16 protein-coding genes are annotated in these 19,303 nt (G+C 71.6%); 8 read left to right on the forward strand and 8 right to left on the reverse strand.

The annotated features are described in order from the left end of the window. Window positions 1–3: 3 nt before the first annotated feature. A complete protein-coding gene (locus tag LWC33_RS06760) occupies window positions 4–738 on the reverse strand; it encodes an SDR family NAD(P)-dependent oxidoreductase (protein WP_233303365.1) in 735 nt (244 codons plus the stop codon). Further along, complete coding sequence (locus tag LWC33_RS06765; RefSeq protein WP_233303366.1) at window positions 735–1,496, reverse strand: SDR family NAD(P)-dependent oxidoreductase; 762 nt, start codon at window positions 1,494–1,496, stop codon at window positions 735–737. Before LWC33_RS06765 ends, LWC33_RS06760 begins: the two co-directional genes overlap by 4 nt. Window positions 1,497–1,937: 441 nt before the next feature. Here LWC33_RS06765 and LWC33_RS06770 point away from each other — a divergent pair, with 441 nt between their 5' ends. Together LWC33_RS06770 and LWC33_RS06775 are read left to right on the forward strand one after the other, a co-directional pair. Continuing rightward, window positions 1,938–2,600 (forward strand): hypothetical protein, encoded by a 663-nt coding sequence (locus LWC33_RS06770; RefSeq protein WP_233303367.1) that lies wholly within the window; start codon window positions 1,938–1,940, stop codon window positions 2,598–2,600. 1,577 nt (window positions 2,601–4,177) lie between these two features. Then, the gene (locus tag LWC33_RS06775; protein WP_233303368.1) at window positions 4,178–5,488 is read left to right on the forward strand and encodes an MFS transporter; all 1,311 of its coding nucleotides are present in this window, start codon (window positions 4,178–4,180) and stop codon (window positions 5,486–5,488) included. Window positions 5,489–5,529: 41 nt separating this feature from the next. Here the strand turns inward: LWC33_RS06775 and LWC33_RS06780 are convergent, their stop codons facing one another. Beyond that, entirely contained in the window at window positions 5,530–7,188 is a 1,659-nt protein-coding gene (locus LWC33_RS06780; protein WP_233303369.1) for an AMP-binding protein, read from the reverse strand. Between the two features lie 106 nt (window positions 7,189–7,294). Here LWC33_RS06780 and LWC33_RS06785 point away from each other — a divergent pair, with 106 nt between their 5' ends. Continuing rightward, window positions 7,295–8,842, forward strand: a complete 1,548-nt coding sequence (locus LWC33_RS06785) for an AMP-binding protein (protein WP_233303370.1) — start codon at window positions 7,295–7,297, stop codon at window positions 8,840–8,842. Here the strand turns inward: LWC33_RS06785 and LWC33_RS06790 are convergent. The 4 genes from LWC33_RS06790 to LWC33_RS06805 are packed head-to-tail and all read right to left on the reverse strand — an operon-like array spanning window position 8,768 to window position 11,956. Beyond that, window positions 8,768–9,337: a TetR/AcrR family transcriptional regulator gene (locus LWC33_RS06790; protein WP_233303371.1), complete on the reverse strand. Its 570-nt coding sequence runs from the start codon at window positions 9,335–9,337 to the stop codon at window positions 8,768–8,770. The two genes, LWC33_RS06785 and LWC33_RS06790, sit on opposite strands and share 75 nt — an antisense overlap. A gap of 50 nt (window positions 9,338–9,387) precedes the next feature. Next, complete coding sequence (locus LWC33_RS06795) at window positions 9,388–9,837, reverse strand: MaoC/PaaZ C-terminal domain-containing protein (RefSeq protein ID WP_233303372.1); 450 nt, start codon at window positions 9,835–9,837, stop codon at window positions 9,388–9,390. Continuing rightward, window positions 9,834–10,298 (reverse strand): FAS1-like dehydratase domain-containing protein, encoded by a 465-nt coding sequence (locus LWC33_RS06800; protein ID WP_233303373.1) that lies wholly within the window; start codon window positions 10,296–10,298, stop codon window positions 9,834–9,836. The genes LWC33_RS06795 and LWC33_RS06800 overlap by 4 nt, the downstream gene beginning before the upstream one ends. Beyond that, window positions 10,295–11,956 (reverse strand): AMP-binding protein, encoded by a 1,662-nt coding sequence (locus tag LWC33_RS06805; RefSeq protein ID WP_233303374.1) that lies wholly within the window; start codon window positions 11,954–11,956, stop codon window positions 10,295–10,297. Before LWC33_RS06805 ends, LWC33_RS06800 begins: the two co-directional genes overlap by 4 nt. A gap of 174 nt (window positions 11,957–12,130) precedes the next feature. Between LWC33_RS06805 and LWC33_RS06810 the strand changes: the two genes are divergently transcribed. Next, window positions 12,131–13,318 carry an acyl-CoA dehydrogenase family protein gene (locus LWC33_RS06810; RefSeq protein WP_233303375.1) on the forward strand — a complete coding sequence of 396 codons (1,188 nt, stop codon included), beginning with the start codon at window positions 12,131–12,133 and terminating at the stop codon, window positions 13,316–13,318. Continuing rightward, entirely contained in the window at window positions 13,315–15,291 is a 1,977-nt protein-coding gene (locus tag LWC33_RS06815; RefSeq protein ID WP_233303376.1) for an AMP-binding protein, read from the forward strand. The genes LWC33_RS06810 and LWC33_RS06815 overlap by 4 nt, the downstream gene beginning before the upstream one ends. A 31-nt stretch (window positions 15,292–15,322) precedes the next feature. Here LWC33_RS06815 and LWC33_RS06820 read toward each other — a convergent pair whose 3' ends face one another. Beyond that, a complete protein-coding gene (locus LWC33_RS06820; RefSeq protein WP_233303377.1) occupies window positions 15,323–16,081 on the reverse strand; it encodes a FadR/GntR family transcriptional regulator in 759 nt (252 codons plus the stop codon). Between the two features lie 99 nt (window positions 16,082–16,180). Here LWC33_RS06820 and LWC33_RS06825 point away from each other — a divergent pair, with 99 nt between their 5' ends. From LWC33_RS06825 to LWC33_RS06835, 3 genes are all read left to right on the forward strand, one after another. Then, complete coding sequence (locus tag LWC33_RS06825) at window positions 16,181–17,254, forward strand: acyl-CoA dehydrogenase family protein (RefSeq protein ID WP_233303378.1); 1,074 nt, start codon at window positions 16,181–16,183, stop codon at window positions 17,252–17,254. 117 nt (window positions 17,255–17,371) lie between these two features. Continuing rightward, a complete protein-coding gene (locus LWC33_RS35850) occupies window positions 17,372–18,538 on the forward strand; it encodes an acyl-CoA dehydrogenase family protein (RefSeq protein WP_233303379.1) in 1,167 nt (388 codons plus the stop codon). Then, on the forward strand, window positions 18,538–19,302 hold the full coding sequence (locus LWC33_RS06835) for an SDR family NAD(P)-dependent oxidoreductase (RefSeq protein ID WP_233303380.1): 765 nt from the start codon (window positions 18,538–18,540) through the stop codon (window positions 19,300–19,302). Before LWC33_RS35850 ends, LWC33_RS06835 begins: the two co-directional genes overlap by 1 nt. Window position 19,303: the final 1 nt, after the last annotated feature.

Below are 19,303 nucleotides of genomic sequence, written 5' to 3' on the forward strand. Positions count from 1 at the left end.
CGGTCAGGCCCGCCAGAGGTGCGGGCCCGGCCGGGTCATCGGGATGCTCGGCACCACGACCGAGCGGCCGAGCCGGGTGAGGGCCACGACCAGCTCCGCGACGTCCGCCGGGTCGATCATGGCTCCCGGGTCCACCTGGTCCGCGAGCGGAGCGGTCATGTCGGTCGCGACGTAGCCGGGGCAGACCGCCGTGGCGGTCACGCCGGCCTCCGACTCCTCGGTGTTCAGCGTCTCGCACAGGGACGTCAGCGCGGCCTTGCTCGCGCCGTAGGCGGAGTTGAGCGGTTCGGCGGCGACCCCGGTCAACGAGGACACCGCGATCACCTTGGCCGTGCCGCGCTCACCGGCTGCCGTCTTGCGCAGCACCGGCAGCAGCCGCTGCGTCAGCACGTAGCCCGAGCGGACGTTGATCGCATAGAGCTTGTCGAAGCGGCGGGCCGGGAAGTCGGCGAACGGGCCGATCGAGCCCATGCCGGCGTTGAGGACCAGGGCGTCGAGCCGCCCGTACGCCTCGACGTGGACGTCGGCGAGGCGCACCACGTCCTCCTCCACACCCATGTCGGCGGGGACAGCGCGGACCGCGTGCCCGTGCGCGGACAGCAGGCCCGCACGCTCCTGCAGCGGGCCCTCCGAGCGCGCGGAGACGGTGAGGTCCCAGCCCGCAGCAGCCAGCTTGTCCGCGATCAGGGCGCCGATCCCGCGGGAGGCCCCGGTGACGAGCGCGACGGGCGCGCTCATCGGGGGGCCATCCGGATCGCTCCGTCGAGCCGGATCGTCTCGCCGTTGAGCATGGGATTGGCGACGATGTGTGCCACCAGGTCCGCGTACTCGGACGGCTCGCCGAGCCGTGACGGGTGGGGGACCTGGGACTCGAGCGAGGCGCGGGCCTCGTCGCTCAGACCCCGCAGGATGGGCGTAGCGAACATCCCCGGCGCGATGGTCATGACCCGGATCAGGTCGCGGGCCAGGTCCCGAGCGATCGGCAGCGTCATGCCGACGACGCCGCCCTTCGACGCCGAGTACGACGCCTGCCCGATCTGCCCGTCGAAGGCCGCGACCGAGGCGGTGTTCACCACGACGCCTCGCTCGCCGTCGACCGGGTCGGTCGCCCGGATCGCCTCGGCGGCCAACCTGATGACGTTGAACGTCCCGATGAGGTTGATCTCCACGACGCGAGCGAACCGCTCCAGCTCCAGCGGACCACTCCTGCCGAGCGTGCGGCCCGGATCACCGATCCCCGCACAGTTCACCGCCACCCGCAGCGGGCCGCGCTCGCCCGCCGCCGCGATCGCTGCGGCGACCTGCTCGGGGTCCCGGACGTCCGCCGCGACGAACTGTGCCGCCGGGCCCAGCTTCTCGGCCACCGCAGGCCCCGGGGACGAGGGCAGGTCGACCACCACGACGTCGGCACCCTCGTTGAGCAGCTTCTCGGTCGTCGCGAGCCCGAGCCCCGACGCCCCTCCGGTCACCAGCGCAACCACTCCGCGTATCTGCACACATCCTCCATCCGTCCGGGTTCGACCCACTGTGCGCATGCGGCGGGGTGCCGGGTTGTCGCAGTTCGCACCACCTCGCCGAGCAACGGAACGATCGGGATCAATGGCTACGTCAACGACTGCACCGCGCCCTTTGGCGGGGTCAAGGCCAGCGGCATCGGCCGCGAGCTCGGGCGGAGGGTTTGCGGGGTCATCAGAACCTGAAGACGATCTATCTCGACCCCGCGACCTGACCCGGTCTTTCGGGCGGCAATGTCGACGCCAGGTAGTCGAAGCATCGCTACTCACTCGAAGTGGGTACGACTCTCCTCCCTGAAGGGGGAGTCACGGCCGGGTCCCCTTCCTACTCTGAGTGAATGCAGCCGGGGTGCTCCGAGGAGGAGCGCTCCGGCTCGCCGCTCCGACACCGATGTACGGGCGGGTCATGAAAGGTGAGGCCGCATGCTGACAGCGACGCCAGAGCGTTACCGGACGCGTGTTCTCCGCGCGCTGTGCGTGGCCGGGTCGTTGACCGTCGAGGGCGTGGCGCGGCGGTCCGGCATCGGGGTCGGCATCGCGCACGGCGAACTGCTCGCAGCGGAGTCGGTAGGCCTCGTTGTAGACTGCGCGGCCACCGGGCGATGGTCCTCCACCGCGATCGGCAGGATCCTGCTGAGGCGGTTGGCGTCGGCCGAAACCGTCGAGGGGCACCGGACGCGACTGGCCAGCTTGAGGCCGCGACTGGCGGAACTGGACGTCGAAGTCGCGAACCTGACGTCTCGCTGGTTCTTGCGCGAGGGCGAGGCGGGCGACCGAGGAGCAGCCATGGTGATCAACGATCACCACGACCCGATCTATGATGCCGCCGTGCTGGAGGACGTCGCGCGGACACATCCCGAGCGCATCACCGCGATCTACGCCGCGGTGGTCATCGTTCCGAGGATGGAGCGCTACGCGGGTCGGCTGGCCGACGCGTGGCGCCGGGTGAGGCTCGGCGAACACGCTGCGCTCGGCGACCCCGAACAGGATGCCTACTTCGACGTCTGGGCCGAGTTCCTGCGCGACCTCGACGCTCTCGCCGGCTGGTCCGGCGTCCGACCTCACGAAGTGCGTCGTGCCGGGTGAAGGCGATACGAAGGAGCGGGCCGGGGCGCCCCGGCCCCCGCGATCGGCTAGTTCGCCTGGTAGGCGAGGTCGGCGGCGGTGAGACCCTCGAGCGCCATGCCGCGGGGGACGGCCTCGATCACTCAGCGTAGGTTCAGCGTCTGCTTGCAGGCTGCGGTAGAGCGCGGGCTTGGCCGCCAGCTTCCGCGCGATCTCCAGGCCGCGCTGGTGGGCCTGCTCGTGCAGGACGACCTCGTTGATTGGGAGGTTAACGGGAAGATCTTCAGGGATTTCTCTCATGACACCACTCATGACACGAAATGCCGGTCAAGGGGGGTGCCAGAGCGGCTGGGAGAGGTCTCGCGCGCTCGCGTCGTCGCTGGTAGGAGGCTTGAGAGGGGAGTGCTGCGCGCTTTACACCCGAGCGGTCGCAGGTTCGATCCCTGCCGCGCCCACCCAGTTCAGCACGGCAGAGCTGCTCAGTTCTGTCACGACACGCCAGTCTCATGACACCAGTTGTGACACCAACTCCTTCGGTCGCGCTCCGGTGTGTGGCGGACCCGGAGCTGAGTTGAGTCACGACACGCCGAGCACGGCGTGCCGCAGCGGGAGACTGCCGCGCATCGAACCCGCGTGGGCGTCGACGCTCCTACCTCTGCACCTGATCGGGATGGTCATCCTCGCCGAGGTCGTCCTCCTGTAGGTGCCCACAACGGCTCGCTCGGCGGCTACGGGCCGATCCTTGCGACCAATCTGACTGCTCCTCTGTCCCGCGGGCGGCGGACAGGCCAACAGCGCGACGCCATGAACGACCAGCGGATGACGATTCGACGAGCCGACTCAGTTCGACCTTTCCGCTCCACCCGAAGCGCAGCCCGACTCTGCATCGCGCACTTTCGGCGCTTTCGAAGTGGGCCCACTTCAGCTGCTCGGCGGCGTCGTCCTCGCACGCAGCCACTTGGTGGTTCCTGCGGGCAGGCCGCGCGACTTCGGCGTGTGCGGCACGACGCTGACGAGGAGCGCGGCTTCTTGCGGTAGGGACCATTTGACGGCGTGGTAGACCGCAGAGAGGGAGGCAGCGCTGTCGATCAGCAGCAGGCCCGGGCCTGCCGTCCGCGCCTCTTCCCAGGGTCCGACGAGGTCAGTGGGCTGTTGTGAGGTCCACGCGAGGTAAACGGGCACGCTCGCATGTACCCGAACCTGGGCGAGGTGATAGATCGCTCAACGGCCCCGCACACGCCTGCGTCGGCCGGATGGCCATCGAAGTGCCGGTGTTCATCGCGGTCGTCGCACTGACTCCGGTCGAGTCGATCGTCTGGCGCGGACCGGAGCGCACGCCGGTGGGCCTGTGGTCGTCGTCGACCGGACGTCACTGCACGTGCTCGGCACGGGCCGACGGGCGCCCGGTCGGCATAGTTAGCATCGACCATTTTAATGGTCTAGCCAAAGTGCTACGGTGCTGATGCCGTCGAGACGCGGCGCCACAGGAGGCGTCGTGCTCCGAACGACCGGGAGCGACGGCCGATTCCCTTCCACGCACCGACCGTCGGGGCCGCCTTCGGCGCGGAGGTGCGCGCCGACAGAGGAGTACATCGACGATGAGTGCAGGCAGTGTCGCCTCGACGCCGCCGCGGACCGGCCACCTGAATCGCTGGTGGTACGTCGCGACGGGCTTCGTGACGTTGTTGTTCGGAACCAGCACGGTCAACGTCCTGTTCAACGTACTCGGCGGGCCCATGGCCAAGGAGTTCGGCTGGGAACGCAGCGTGATCAGCAACGGTCTCTCGCTGGAGACCGTGCTGGTCGGGGTCAGCATCGTGGCGCTGGGCCTGCTGATCGACCGGTTCGGTCCGCGGGGCCCCTCCGTCCCGATGGCCCTGCTGTTCGGCGCCGGCCTGATGCTCATGGCCACCCTGCAGGGTGGGCAGACGCCATTCTACCTGCTGTGCATCGTCATGGGTGTCGGTGCCGGTGCGGTCAACCCCATCGCCCACGCAACCGTGGTCAGCGCGTGGTTCTCCGACCGCCGGGGGCTCGCGCTCGGCATTCTCATGGCCGGCCTCGGGGCCTGCGGTGTGCTGATGCCGTTCCTGGCGAACTGGCTCCTGGGCCTTGCCGGTTGGCGAATGAGCTTCGTGATCATCGGTGCGTTGTGCACGGTGATCCCGACCGCGGTCTACGCCTTCGTCACCCGGATGCCCGCGCAGGACGAGCGGGAGCGTCGGGCCGCCCGTGAGCAGGGACGGGTCGCGGGGGAGTCGCTGTGGACGCTCGCCCGCAAGTGCCGCCAGTTCTGGCTGCTCTCGTTGGCGATCTTCCTGGTGTCCTCGGCGACGTTCGGTCTCATGTCGCAGGTCGTGCCGATGAGCACCGACAAGGGGATCGGCCAGGGGACCGCCGTCTCGATCCTCTCGGTGCTCAGCCTCGCGTCCCTGGCCGCACGCCTGCTGGTCGGGTACCTGCTGGACCGCTTCTACGCACCGGCCGTCGGCGTCGTCATCTTCGCGGCGTGCGCGGTCGGGGCGGCACTCATGATCCTCTCGAGCCAGGTGGCCCTGCTGTTCCTCGCGGCGATCCTGATCGGCCTCGGTCTCGGTGCGGAGGGCGACGTCGCGGCGTACATGGCCAGCCGCTACTTCCCGAAACACTCCTACGGGCGGGCGCTCGGTTTCATCTACTTCCTCTACGCCCAGGGGTCGGCGTTCGGGATCTTCCTGCTCGGCCAGGTCTTCTCCGCCACCGGTTCCTACACGGCGGGCGCGATCCCGATCATCGTCCTCGTCGGGGTGAGCATCGTGTGCCTGCTGTTCATGGGGCCGTACCGCTTCACCCTCGACCACCGAGAGACCGGCGCCGAGACCCAGGACCGTGACGAGGACCCGAACGTCCCGTCCGGTTCCTCGGCCTGACAGCCCCCGCTCCGGCGCCCGGCCAGGCGCCGGAGCGGGCATCAGCCTCGTCGGGCGAGGTCCCGGAGCTCGAACTTCTTCACCTTCCCCGTGGCGGTCATCGGCAGCGCGTCCACGAGCAGGAGCTTCTCGGGCAACTTCTGCGTGGCGATGTGGCGGCTCCGGAGGAAGTCGGTGATCTCGCCGAGTGTCGGCTGCTCGCCCGGCCTCGGGACCACCACGGCGCACGCCTTCTCGCCCAGCCGCTCGTCCGGGTACGGCACCACCGCCACCTGGGCGACAGTCGGATGTGCGGCGACGTACCCCTCGACCTCGGCGGCACTGATGTTGGTCCCACCGCGGATGATGATGTCCTTGAGCCGGCCCGAGACCCGCAGGTAGCCCTGGTCGTCGAGACGGCCGAGGTCTCCGGTGTGGTGGCGGCCCCGATCGTCGATCGTGGCGGCCGTGCGCTCGGGGTCGCGCCAGTACCCCAGCACTGCACCGGGCCCCCAGTAGCAGATCTCGCCCTCCTCGCCGTCGGCCACGTCCTCGCCGTCGGCGCCGACGAGGTCGATCCGGATCCCCTCGAGGGCCGGGGAGCCGTCCGATCCCGCCCGGCGCTCGAGCGGGTCGCCGAGGTGGCAGCACGTGGCGGCGAGGATCTCGGTGGCGCCGTAGAGCGGCATGAGGACGCCGTCGTCGAAGGCCCGCTCGAACTCGGTCGCGAGCGCCGCCGGGATCGGCGCACCCGCGCAGAGCCAGAACCGCATCGACGAGAGGTCCCGCTGTGCCTCGCGCTGGGAGTCGAGGGCCATGCGCACGAACGGGGTCGCGGTGGCCGTGGCCGTGCACCGGTAGTCCTCGATCCGCCGCAGGCCCTCGTTCGGCTCCCACACGTCCAGCAGGTGCGTCTCCGCGCCGACGGCGAGTGGCACGAGGATCCCGACGACCAGGCCCGTCGCGTGCGCCACCGGCGAGGGCATGAACACGACGTCCTCGGGACGGGTCCGGAACACGTCGTGCGCGAGTCCGCGGGCGGAGTAGTCCGCGGTGTTCCACGTGTGCACGCAGCCCTTCGCCGTGGACTCCGTGCCCGAGGTGTAGACGATCATGTGCGGCAGGTCCGGGTCGGGATACGGACCGAGTTCGGGCTGGGCGGCCGCAGTGGTGCAGGCCTCGTCGAAGGCCAGCTCGCCCTCGTTCGCGACACCTCGGGCGACGACGAGGGTGTGGAGCGCGGGCAGCTCCTTCTGCAGCGCCCGGAACATGGCGGCATGGTCGAACCCGCGGAACTCGCCGGTGGTGATCGCCGCGACCGCTCCGGAGTTGCGCAGGACGTGCCCGACCTCGGTCTGCCGGTACACCGTCATGATCGGGACGAGGACCGCGCCGATCCGGGCGACGGCGAGGTACCCCACCACGAACTCGGCCCAGTTCGGCAGTTGCATCGCGACGCGGTCGCCTCGGCGCACGCCGGCGTGCAGCAGTGCGGCCCCGAGGCCGTTCGCGCGCTCGCGCACCGTTGCGTAGTCCAGCTCGACCGTTCCGTCGGACACGAACCGCCGGGTCGGCGTCTCCGTGGCCCATCTGTCGAGGAGTGCCGCAGCGGAGCCGTCCTGCCACCAACCGCGCTCGCGGAAGAGGCGCACGGACACCTCGTCGTACCGGCCGTGCACCGTCAGGGTGGGGCCGTCGACCGCGATATCCGGGCTGACCATCCGAGCCTCCGCTTCGTCACGAACGTCTAGCTGTGAGCGAGGCCACGAGGGTAGCCGTGTCCGATCGCCCTTATCAATGGTCAGTCCAATCTCGTACGGTGGTGGCGTGTACCCCCCGACGCATGCGGCGACGGCGCCGCAACGGCCGGCCTTCGTCGTGGCGGACACCGGTGAACAGGTGTCCTGGCAACAGGTCGACCGACGCAGCGCCGCTCTCGCGCGGTGGTTCCACGGGCACGGGTTGCGCCCCGGCGACGTCGTGCTGCTGGTCGCGGGCAACGACATGCGTTGGGCCGAGATCGTGTGGGCGTGCTGGCGCAGCGGGCTCGTCGTCGCGCCGCTGAACCCACGCCTGGGCGCAGGGGAGCTGTACCCGATGGTGGAGGGCGCCGCGCCCGCGGCCGTCGTCGCGGACAGTTCTGCGGTCGAGTCGGTCCGCGCGGCCGGGGCGACCGGGCCGCTCCTGGTGCTGGGGGAAGGGTACGACGCCGCGATCGCCGACGTCGGAGGAGTCGACCCGCCCGAGACGATGGGTGGCCGGCTGCTGTTCAGCTCCGGCACCACCGGCCGACCCAAGCCGTTCCGAGAGGACCCACCTGGCACCCACCCCGCGGACGTGCCACTGCGCTACGCCGCGATGATGACCGACCTGCAGGTGGTCCCGGCGCCGGGGGAACCGCCGCCGGTGCTGTTCAGCCCCGGGCCCGCCTACCACTCCGCGCCGATGGCGTTCCTGCACGCGGTCCACCAGCTCGGCGGCACGGTCGTCACCAGCACCCGGTTCGACGCCGAGGGCTCGCTGGCCGCGATCGCGCGGCACGGCGTGACCCACAGCCTCTGGGTCCCGACGATGTTCGTCCGGATGCTACGGCTGCCCGAGGAGGTCCGGCGCCGCCACGACCTGAGCACCCACCGGGTCGCCGTGCACGGGGCGGCGCCGTGCCCGCCCGAGGTCAAGCGCGCGATGCTGGACTGGTGGGGGCCGATCGTCCACGAGTACTACGGCTCGTCGGAGGGCTACGGCCGCACATCCATCGGGCCCGAGGAGTGGCTGGCCCATCCCGGTTCGGTCGGCCTGCCCAAGGGGGGCACGGTCCGCATCTGCGACGAGGAGGGCCGCGAGCTTCCCACGGGTGAGGTGGGGCAGGTGTGGCTGGTCCGGTCCGGCGCCGGGAAGCCCGACCGGAGCGCCGACGGTGCCGCCGACCTGGCCGCGACCGCGGGCTGGGGGTCGGCCGGCGACCTCGGGTTCGTCGAGCCCGCGGGCTACCTGCACCTCACAGGTCGCCGCGGGCAGACCGTCATCACGGGCGGCGTGAACGTCTACCCCCGGGAGATCGAGGACGTGCTCGCCCTGCACCCGGCGGTGGCCGACGTGGCGGTCTTCGGCGTGCCGGACGAGGAGTTCGGCGAGCAGGTCCGCGCTGCCGTCGCCCCGTTGGGCGACCCGGACCCGGGGCTCCCCGACGAGCTCGTCGGGTACTGCCGGGAGCGTTTGGCGCACTACAAATGCCCACGACGGATCCACCTCGTCGACCGGGTGCCGCGCAGCGACGCCGGGAAGATCCTGCTCGCCGCGCTACGCGCCCGGGCCCTCGGGGAGGCCCAGCCCGCGCAGGACGTAGGCCTCCGCCGCGTCGACGGCGCCCGGTGAGCGCAAGGTCCGTCGCGGCCAGACCGCCAACGAGAAGATCGTGCCCAGGCAGCCCTGCGTCGCCGCCTCGACCTCCACAGGGGAGGCCGCCGGGACGGCGCGGGCGACGGCGGCCTCCCACCGCTCGACGTAGCGCCGTCGGCGCCGGTCGAAGTCGCGCCGCCACGGCTCGACGAGCGCCCGGTCCTCGCGTTGGTAGACGGCGACGAGCGCCCGCCGCCCCACGGTGAACGTCACGTGATGGTGGACCAGCCGGCGCAGGTCAGCGACGGGGTCGGGGAGTAGCTCTGTCGTCGCCCCGACGAGCTCGTCGAGGGCCTCAGTGAACAGCGCCGCGAGGATCTCGTTCTTGCCCCCGAATGTCCGGTAGAGGGCCGGCCCGCTCAGCCCGGCGCGGGTGCCGATCTCGTCCATCCCGGCGCCGTGGAAGCCCTTCTCCCGGAACAGCTCGGCGGCGGTCTCGAGGATCAGCCTCTCGCGGTCGCCGCTGTCCACCCGGCGGACGCTAGCAGAGCGCATGAACCGTCGTTCCGTGGTCGACGCCGCTAGGACCGGCCCACGGGCCCGGCCCGCGAACCGTCGTTCACTGCGATCACCGCGCTCGCCCGTACCACCTCGTCCTCGCCGACAGCAGCGCGCAGCGCCAGCGCGGCGACCGGCTCGCCGTCGAGGTCCCCGAGCCCGGTGGCCTCGCCGGTGAACCTCAGCACCGCGCCCGGCCGCACCGGGGCCCGGAACCGGACGTCGAGCTCACGGAGGTACTCGACCCCGCACCAGTCGGTCAGCCAGGAGGCGAGCATGCCGGCCTGCATCTGGCCCATCGCGATGACGCCGTCGAACCCGGCGCGCCGGGCGAACGCGGGATCGTGGTGCAGCGGGTTGAAGTCCCCGCCGGCCCCGGCGAACCGCACGATGTCGGTCGGCGTGATCGGCCCGACCTCCCGCTCGGGCACCGCCGTCCCGGTGGCCACCGCCACCGGCTCACGCACGCTCACGACGGCACCCCGCGCTCCAGGACGACCTCGCGCCACTCCACCGCGGCCTCTCCCGCAGCGTCGACGAAGGTCGTCTCGAGGGTGATCCGCCGCATCGGCGGCCTGCCCGACCCGCCGCCGACCCGTTCGTCGCCGACGAGCCTGCGGACGCCGCGGAGCTCGTCGCCGACCACGAGCGGGCGCCGGTAGCGCCACCGCACGGAGCCGACGATCACACGTTCCAGGGCCAGTCCGAGGCGCTCGACCATCGCTCGCTGGTCGCGGTGGTGCCCGCTGACCACGACATGAGTGGGCGTGGCCGCGAGCGCGCCGAAACCGGCTGCCGCGGCGGCGACCGGGTCGCTGTGCACCGGGTCGGTGGCGTGGGTGGCGCGGGCGAACTCGCCCACCTTTCCGGCCTCCACGGTGAAGGCCACCTCGTCGAGCACGTCCCCGACCGTCCTCGTCCGCTCCGCGCTCACGTGGTGGACGGGACCTTCTCGCGGGCGTCGAGCTTGCGCGCGATGTCCTGCCGCAGCAGGTGCTTCTGGATCTTGCCGGTCGCGGTCATCGGCAGCTCGTCGACCAGCTCCAGGCGCTCGGGGGTCTTCTGGATCGCGACGCCGCGCTCCAGCAGGTAGGCCTTGAGCGAGTCCAGAGTCGGCGGCGAGTCCCGGTCGGTGGGGACGGCGTAGCAGCAGACCCGCTCGCCGAGCCGCAGGTCCGGCATGCCGACGACGGCAGAGGCCCGGACACCCGGGTGTTCGGCCAGCAGGTCCTCGAGCTCGCGGACACTGATGTTCATGCCGCCGCGGATCACGATGTCCTTCGTGCGGCCGGTGACCCGGACGTAGCCGTCGGCGTCCATGCGGCCGAGGTCGCCGGACCGGGAGAGGCCGTCGGCGGTGTAGAGCTCGGCCGTCTCGTCGGGCCGTCCGAGATAGCCGAGCATGTGGCTGGGTCCGCGGTAGGCGATGTCGCCCTCCTGCCCGGCGGGCACGGGCACGCCGGCCTCGTCGACCACCCGGACCTCGGCGTACGGCAGTGCCGAGCCGTCCGAGATCAATGCCTTCTCCGGATCGTCGGCGACCGTGCAGGTCGTCGTCGTGAGGTTCTCGCTGCGCCCGTACAGGCTGAGGATCCTGGTCGACGGCAGCAGCGTACGGGCCCGCTCCACCACCGAGCGCGGGATGGGCGCACCGGCGGAGACCCACACCCGCAGGCTCGAGGCGTCGTGCAGGGCGGGGTCGAGGACGTCCAGCGCCATCTGCAGGAACGTCGTGGCGGTGACGGTGATCGAGCAGCGGTACCGCGCGATCTCCTCGAGGCCGCGGCGCGGCTCCCACTCGGCCATCACGTGGGTGGAGCCCCCCGCCAGCAGCGGCATCAGGATCCCGGTGACCAGGCCGGTGGTGTGGGTGATGGGGGAGGGGCTGAACCCCACGTCCGCCGAGGTGACCGCGAACGCCTGGTTCAGGCAGCGGGCGCCCCCGGCGTAGGTGTTGAACGTGTGCACGCAGCCCTTCGGGCGCGCCGTCGTGCCCGAGGTGTAGACGATGACGTAGGGATCGTCCGGCCCGACCGGCCTGCCCAGGGACGCTACGGCCTCAGCGGGATCGAAATCGGAGAGCAACGCGGTGAGCGGCGTGACGGGGCCGCCGGCCGCGGCGTCGTCCCGCACGACGACGACCGTGTGCACCCCGGGCCGGGAGGCGGCGAGGTCGCGGTACATGCCGAGGTAGTCGAAGCCCTTGAACGTCGACGGCGTCACCACCGCGGAGACCTCGGCGTCGTCGAGCACGTGGCCGACCTCGTCGCGGCGGTAGATCGGCATGATCGGGACGGTGATCGCGCCGAGCCGCGCGACGGCGGCGGTGACCACGGCGAACTCCGCCCAGTTCGGCAGCTGCACGGCGACCCGGTCGCCCGCGCGCACCCCGCGCTCGCGCAGGCCCACGGCGAGGCGAGCGGACAGGTCGCGCAGCTCGGCGTAGGTGTATCCGGCCGTGCCGTCGGTGACGAACGTCTTGTCCGGCGTGACGCCCGCCTGGCGGGTGAGCACCTCGGCGAAGGTTTCCGTGCTCCAGCAGCCGGAGTCGTAGTACTCCTGCACCTCGACCGCCGGGTAGCGATCGCTCACGGTGGGAATCTCCATCGATTTCCGTCCTGGGATGAGGGTCGGGTCCGAGCCCGTCGTTCGGTCCGAAGTTACAATGGTCTGGCCGAAACAGCAATGATGCACGGGCGGAGGCCGAGGCTAGACTTTGGTCTGACCGATAGCATAATATCGGCGGCGATCGACGAAGGAGCTTCCATGGATCTCGCTGACTCCCCCGCGGAGGCGGAGTTCCGGGCGCGGGTGCGGGCATGGCTCGCCGACACGCTCCCGACGCTGCCGTGGCCCGAACCTGTCGAGCTGGCCGACAAGCTGCCGTTCTGGCGGCGGTGGCAGCGCCTGCTGTTCGAGGGCGGGTACGCGGGCATGTCCTGGCCGCGGGAGTACGGCGGCCAGGGCGCCGACGCCAAGATCCGCGCGGTGTTCACCGACGAGGCCGACCGCGCGGGTGCGCCCGAGCGGCTCAACACGGTGGGCGAGGACTTCGCGGGCCCCACGATCATCGCCTTCGGCACGGACGCGCAGAAGGAGCGGTTCCTGCGCCCGATCCTCACCGGCGACGAGCTGTGGTGCCAGCTGTTCTCGGAGCCGGAGTCCGGCTCGGACCTCGCATCGTTGCGGACGAAGGCCACCAAGGTCGACGGCGGCTGGCGGATCTCCGGGCAGAAGATCTGGACCAGCCGCGCCCATCTGGCCACGAACGCCATCCTGCTCGCCCGCACCGGCGGTACCGAACTGCCACGGCACAAGGGCATCACCTACTTCCTGCTCCCCCTGGCCGGCGAGGGAGTGACGATCCGCCCGCTCGCCCACATGCTCGGCGAGGCGGAGTTCAACGAGGTCTTCCTCGACGACGTCTTCGTGCCGGACGAGCTCGTGCTGGGCGAGGTGAACGGCGGCTGGAAGGTCGCGATGGCCACGCTCGGCTTCGAGCGGGTCGGCATCGCGACGGGCCGGGTCAACACCCGACGCGCCGTCGACGACATCGTCGCGCAGATCCGTGAGATGACCGGACCGGACGGCGCCCCCCTCGGAGCGGACCCGACGGTGCGGCAGAAGGTGGCCGATCTCTACGGCCGCGCGCTCGTGCACCATGCCATCGGCCAGCGCGTGCTGACCATCGCCGCGGACGGCGGCCCGCCGGGGCCGGTGACCTCGATCGGCAAGCTCTACTTCTGCCCGCTGGTGGAGGACCTCGCGGACTTCCGGCAGTCGCTGTCCCCGCTCGGCGGTCAGCTGGCCCCCGAGGAGCAGTCCGAGGCGGAGAGTCGTTGGCAACGGCTCGCCTACCAGGCCCGGGGCACCGCGATCGCCGGCGGCTCCACCTTCATCCAACGCAACATCGTGGCCGAGCGGATGCTCGGCATGCCGAGGAGCGGAGCATGACGACCCCTGCCGCGCCCTCGACCGCGTCCGGCACCTACGTCTGGACCCCCGGCGCGGAGTACCTCGAGAACGCGCGGATCGCCCGGTTCGCGCGCCGCCACGGCATCGAGGACATCGACGCGTTGCGCGCCCGCTCGGTCTCCGACGTCGGCTGGTACTGGGACGCGGTCGTCACCGACCTGGGCCTGCCGTTCTCGCGCCCGTACACGCAGGTTCTCGACCTGTCCCGCGGCGTGACCGATCCGGACTGGTTCGTCGGCGGCGAGCTGAACGTGGCCGACGCCTGCCTGGCACGCTGGGCTGCGGACCCGGCGGCGCGCGACCGGACGGCGGTGGTGCACGAGGCCGAGGACGGCACGGTCGACCGGCTGACCTTCGCGGAGCTCGACGAGCGGTCGCGGCGGGTCGCGGCCGGCCTGCGGGAGCTCGGCGTCGGTCGGGGCGACGCCGTGGCGCTCTACCTCCCCATGGTCGCCGAGGCGGTCGTCGCGTTCTACGCCGCGGCCCGGCTCGGCGCGGTCCTAGTCCCGCTCTTCTCCGGGTTCGCCGCGGGCGCGATCGCCTCCCGCCTGCAGGACGGAGAGGTGCGGGCGGTCGTCGTCGCGGAGTCGACCGTCCGGCGGGGACGGACGGTGTCGATGCTGCCGCCGGTCCGCGAGGCCGTGGCGCAGAGTCCGTCGGTCCGGCACGTCGTGGTCGTCGGCACACCTGGCGACGGCGAGACCGCCTGGTCGGACCTGCTCACCCACGATCCCGACCCGGGCCCGCCCGAGCCGATGGCGTCGTCGGACACGCTGCTGCTCGCCTACACCTCGGGGACGACGGGCCGCCCGAAGGGCGCGGTGCACACGCATGCCGGCTTCCTGGTCAAGACGGCGAGCGAGGTCGCCTACTCGTTCGACCTCGGACCCGGCGGAGTGTTCTGCTGGATCACCGACATGGGCTGGATCATGGGCCCGCTGTCGATCGTCGGCACACACGCCAACGGCGGCGCGTTGGTGCTCTACGAGGGCTCGCCGGACGTGCCGGACCTCGGTCGGCTGTGGCGGCTCGCGGAGCGGCACCGGGTCACCATGCTCGGGGTGTCGCCCACCCTGATCCGCACCGTCCGCACGCTCGACACCGACTCGGTGGCGGCCGTGGACCTGTCCTCGGTGCACACGCTCGGTTCCACGGGCGAGCCGTGGGACGCCGAGTCGTACGAGTGGCTCGCGCGCGCCGTCTTCGGCGGCCGCGTGCCGATCATCAACTTCTCCGGTGGCACCGAGGTGGGCGGGTCGTTCCTCGCCCCCTACCCGGTCGAGCCGATCCGCAGCTGCTCACTGGGCGGGCCGTCGCTCGGGATGGACGTCGACGTCGTCGACGCCGCAGGCGAGCCCGTGCGCGGCGAGGTGGGCGAGCTGGTGTGCCGCCAGCCCTGGCCAGCGATGACCCGGGGGATCTGGCGGGACCGCGAGCGCTACCTCGAGGCCTACTGGTCGACCTTCCCCGGGCTGTGGCGGCACGGCGACCACGCCGTCGTCGACGCGGACGGGCAGTGGTTCCTGCGCGGCCGCTCGGACGACGTGATGAACGTGGCGGGCAAGCGGTTGGCGCCGGCCGAGGTCGAGGCCGTGCTGATCGCGCACCCGGCCGTCGCGGAGGCCGCGGTCGTCGGGGTGCCCGACGCGAAGAAGGGCGAGGCCGTATGGGCCTTCTGGGTGCCGCGGACCGACGCGACCGCGAGCGACGAGGAGCTCGCCGAGACATTGCGCCGCCGGGTGGGCGAGGAGCTGGGCAGACCCTTCGCGCCGAGCCTGATCCGCCGCGTGGACCAGCTGCCGAAGACCCGCTCGGCGAAGATCATGCGCCGGGCCGTGCGGGCCGCCGCGCTGGGGCAGGATCCCGGTGACCTGTCCGGCGCGGAGAACCCCGAGGCGCTGGACGTGGTCCGGGCGGCGGTGGGTGAACAGGCGGGCGCCCGCGATGGTTGAGCTTCGCGGGCGGGCACCGTCCGCCCCGGTGTCAGTCCTCCTCGGGCACCGAGACGGTCGTGCGCTCGTCGACCTCGAGCGCGGCGGCGGCGTAGGAGTGCACGTGCCGGGTCATCCGGCGGACGGCCGCGTCGGCATCGCGCTCCTTGATCGCCCGGGTGACGGACCGATGGGCGCGGACGGTGATGTCGCGGACCTCGTCGTTGACGAAGCCCTCGTTGTGGGTCGTGGTGTAGATCGCCCGCGACAGCGCCATCATGATGCCGGTCAGGATCTCGTTGTGGCTGGCGGTGGCCACGGCTACGTGCCAGTCCACGTTGGCGCGCAGGAACCCGTCGAGGTCCGCGCTGGCGGCGATCTCCTCGTTGGCGGCCTCCAGGCGCCGCAGGTCCCCGGCGGTCCGGTGCTGCGCCGCGAGCCGGGCGCAGGAGGGCTCGATCGCCTCGCGGGTCTCGTGCACCGAGGCGAGGCGGATCTGCCGGCCCCGGATCAGGAGCTCGAGCGAGCTGGCCACGGACTCCTCGCCCGGGCGCTGCACGAACGCTCCGCCCGCGCGGCCGGCCTTGATGCGGATGAGGCCCTGCACCTCGAGGATGCGCAGGGCCTCGCGCACCGTGGTGCGGCTCATCCGGGTCTGGGTGACGAGCTCGCGCTCCGGGGGGAGCGGGGTGCCCTCGGGGTACTCGCCCGAGAGGATGCGTTCGCGCAGCTCGTTGGCGAGGACGTCGGAGGCCTTGGGGACCTCCATCGGGGAGAGCCGGATCGCCGACCGGGCGTCGCCTGCGGCCATGGGGTCCTCCTTTCCTGGTCTAAAGGTCTGACCCAATTTACCATCGTCGCGGGCCACGACGTCGTCGTCACACGCCCGCGAGCCGAGTAGGAGCAACTCATGCGTTGGGAACTCTCTGCCGAGCAGGCCGACTTCCGGGCGGTGCTCGCGGACTGGCTGAGCGGGACCTGCCCGCCGGAGACGCTGCGCGGCTGGCTCGACGCCGGCGACCACGCCTCGTTCGAGGAGCGTTTCGTGGGCGAGGGCTGGTTCGGGGTCGGGTCCCCCGAGGACCTCGGCGGCGAGGGCGGCGGGCTGGTCGAGCTCGCCCTGGCCGCGGAGGAGCTCGGCAGGCGAGCGGCGCCGTCCGCGGCCTGGCTCGGCTCGATGCTCGCACTTCCCGCGCTGGCGGGGATGCCCGAGGCGGCCAAGGCGCTCCTGGCCGACGGCGTGACCACGGTGCTGGCCTCGCCGGCCGGCGTCGTCCCGACTGCGGGGACCGGGGTGACCGGCGACGGGTCGCGGCTCGGCGGAACCGTCGGCACGGTGCTCGCCGCGGACCGCGCGCACCGCCTGGTCGTCCCGGTCGGCGGAGCGCGGCCCTCGCTGCAGCTCGTGGAGGTCGACCAGCCGGGGGTGCGGATTCGCGCGCGGGCCCTCACCGACCGCAGCCGCTCAGTGGCCGACGTCGAGCTCGACGGCGCCCACGGCACCGCGATCCCGCTCGTGGGGCCCGAGGTCCTGGAGGTCGCGGCGCTGCGGGCTGCGGTGCTGGTCGCGGCCGACGCGCTCGGGGTCATGGAGCAGATGCTCGACACGACGGTCGAGTACACGCTGCAGCGCAAGCAGTTCGGCGTCCCGATCGGGTCGTTCCAGGCGGTCAAGCACGCGGCCGCGGAGATGCTGGTGAAGGTCGAGTCCGCCCGGTCGATCGTGTACCTCGCCGCTGCCTCGGTCGGGGCCGGCCATCCCGACGCGCCGCTGCATGCCGCGGCCGCGAAGGCGCAGGTGTGCGGTGCGGCGTCCGCCGCTGCGGACGCGGCCCTGACCCTGCACGGGGCGATCGGCTACACCTGGGAGCACGACCTGCAGATCTTCTACAAGCGGGCCAAGCTCGACGCCGAGCTGTTCGGCTCACCCGCGGCATGGAACGACCGCTTGGCGGACCGGTTGGCCCTGATTCCGGGCGCGTAGGCATAGCTCCACGCCCGTTCGGTATGACCTTTCCCACGGCGACGAGTGTCGCCAGTTTTGGTCAGTCCTTTGTTACGATCGACCGCGCAGTGACGACGTGGTCGGAGGAGGTGTGCGGTGGACTTCGGGCTCACCGATGACCAGTCGACGATCCGGGACGCGGTCCGGGACCTCGCCGGCAAGTTCGACGACCAGTACTGGATGGAGCACGACCGGGACAAGCGGTTCCCGACCGAGTTCTACGACGCGCTGGCGACGGGCGGCTGGCTCGGCATCACCACGCCGGAGGAGTACGGCGGCCACGGCTTCGGCATCACCGAGGCGTCGATCCTGATCGAGGAGGTCGCCAAGTCCGGCGGCGGCATGAACGCCGCCTCGGCGATCCACCTGTCGATCTTCGGCATGCACCCGGTGATCAAGCACGGCTCCGACGAGCTGAAGAAGCGCACCCTGCCGCGGATCGTCGACGGCTCGCTGCACGTCTGCTTCGGGGTGACGGAGCCCGGCGCGGGCCTGGACACCCCGCGGATCACGACCTTCGCCAAGCGCGAGGGCGACCACTACCGGGTCAACGGCCGCAAGGTGTGGATCTCGAAGGCCGTCGAGTCGGAGAAGGTCCTGCTGCTGACCCGCACGCAGAAGGTCGACGAGGTCGCCAAGAAGACGGACGGCATGACGCTGTTCCTCACCGACCTCGACCGTTCGAAGATCGACATCCGGCCCATCCCGAAGATGGGGCGCAATGCCGTCACCTCGAACGAGCTCTTCATCGACGACCTGATGATCCCGGTGGAGGACCGCGTCGGCGAGGAGGGCAAGGGCTTCACCTACATCCTCGACGGGCTCAACCCGGAGCGGATGCTGGTCGCGGCCGAGGCGCTCGGCCTGGGCCGGGTCGCGCTGGACCGCGCGGTGACCTACGGCAACCAGCGCGAGGTGTTCGGCCGGCCGATCGGCATGAACCAGGGCCTGCAGTTCCCGCTGGCGGACTCGCTGGCCCGCCTCGACGCGGCGGAGCTGGTGCTGCGCAAGGCGACCTGGCTCTACGACCGGGGCGAGCCGTGCGGTCGCGAGGCCAACACCGCCAAGTACCTGTGCGCCGACGCCGGCTTCCAGGCCGCGGACCGGGCGCTGCAGACCCACGGCGGGATGGGCTACTCCGAGGAGTACAACGTCGCCCGGTACTTCCGGGAGGCCCGCCTGCTCAAGATCGCGCCGCTCAGCCAGGAGATGGTGCTCAACTACCTGGGCTCGCACGTACTGGGCCTCCCGAGGAGCTACTGATGCCCGCGCTCGAGGCGTTTTCCCTGGACGGCCGCGCGGCCCTGGTCACCGGTGCCGGGGGAGGGATCGGCGCCGCGGTCGCCACCACGTTCGCCCGTGCAGGCGCCGCGGTGCTCGTCACGGACGTGGACGAGGACGCCGCCCGCGTGGTCGCCAAGCAGATCGTCGAGGCCGGGGGCAGGGCGGACAGCCAGGTGCTCGACGTCCGCGACCGGGCCGCCGCCGATGCGGCCGCCGCCAAGGCGGCCGACCTCGGCGGCGGGGCGCTGCACATCCTGGTCAACAACGCCGGTGCCATCGCGCCGGCGATGTTCCCCAAGCTGACCGAGGACGCCTTCCGGCGGATCGTCGAGATCCACCTGATGGGTTCGTTCACCTGCTCGCAGGCCGCCCTGCCGTTCCTGCCGGACGACGGCTCGGGCCGGATCCTGAACGTCACCTCGGCCGCCGGGCTGGTCGGCACGATCGGCCAGGCGAACTACGGCGCCGCGAAGGCCGGGATCATCGGGCTGACCAAGTCGCTGGCCAAGGAGCTGGCGCGCCGCCAGGTCACGGTGAACGCGCTGGCGCCGCTGGCGGCCACGGCGATGACCGAGAACATCCGCAGCAACGAGAAGCTCGCTGCCAAGACCCTGGAGCGGATCCCGCTGCAGCGCTGGGCCTACCCGGACGAGATCGCGGCGTCGTTCGTGTTCCTGGCCTCGCCCGCGGCGGGCTACATCACCGGCCAGGTGCTGCCGGTCGACGGCGGGACGGTGATCTGAC

It is taken from the genome of Pseudonocardia terrae (assembly GCF_021343995.1).
GTDB lineage: Bacteria > Actinomycetota > Actinomycetes > Mycobacteriales > Pseudonocardiaceae > Pseudonocardia > Pseudonocardia terrae.

Bases quoted from the DNA above. Each gene is read 5' to 3' on its own strand.
- LWC33_RS06760 (WP_233303365.1), bottom strand. From the start codon at position 738: ATGAGCGCGCCCGTCGCGCTCGTCACCGGGGCCTCCCGCGGGATCGGC.
- LWC33_RS06770 (WP_233303367.1), top strand. From the start codon at position 1,938: ATGCTGACAGCGACGCCAGAGCGTTACCGGACGCGTGTTCTCCGCGCG.
- LWC33_RS06775 (WP_233303368.1), top strand. From the start codon at position 4,178: ATGAGTGCAGGCAGTGTCGCCTCGACGCCGCCGCGGACCGGCCACCTG.
- LWC33_RS06780 (WP_233303369.1), bottom strand. From the start codon at position 7,188: ATGGTCAGCCCGGATATCGCGGTCGACGGCCCCACCCTGACGGTGCAC.
- LWC33_RS06810 (WP_233303375.1), top strand. From the start codon at position 12,131: ATGGATCTCGCTGACTCCCCCGCGGAGGCGGAGTTCCGGGCGCGGGTG.
- LWC33_RS06815 (WP_233303376.1), top strand. From the start codon at position 13,315: ATGACGACCCCTGCCGCGCCCTCGACCGCGTCCGGCACCTACGTCTGG.
- LWC33_RS06820 (WP_233303377.1), bottom strand. From the start codon at position 16,081: ATGGCCGCAGGCGACGCCCGGTCGGCGATCCGGCTCTCCCCGATGGAG.
- LWC33_RS06825 (WP_233303378.1), top strand. From the start codon at position 16,181: ATGCGTTGGGAACTCTCTGCCGAGCAGGCCGACTTCCGGGCGGTGCTC.
- LWC33_RS06835 (WP_233303380.1), top strand. From the start codon at position 18,538: ATGCCCGCGCTCGAGGCGTTTTCCCTGGACGGCCGCGCGGCCCTGGTC.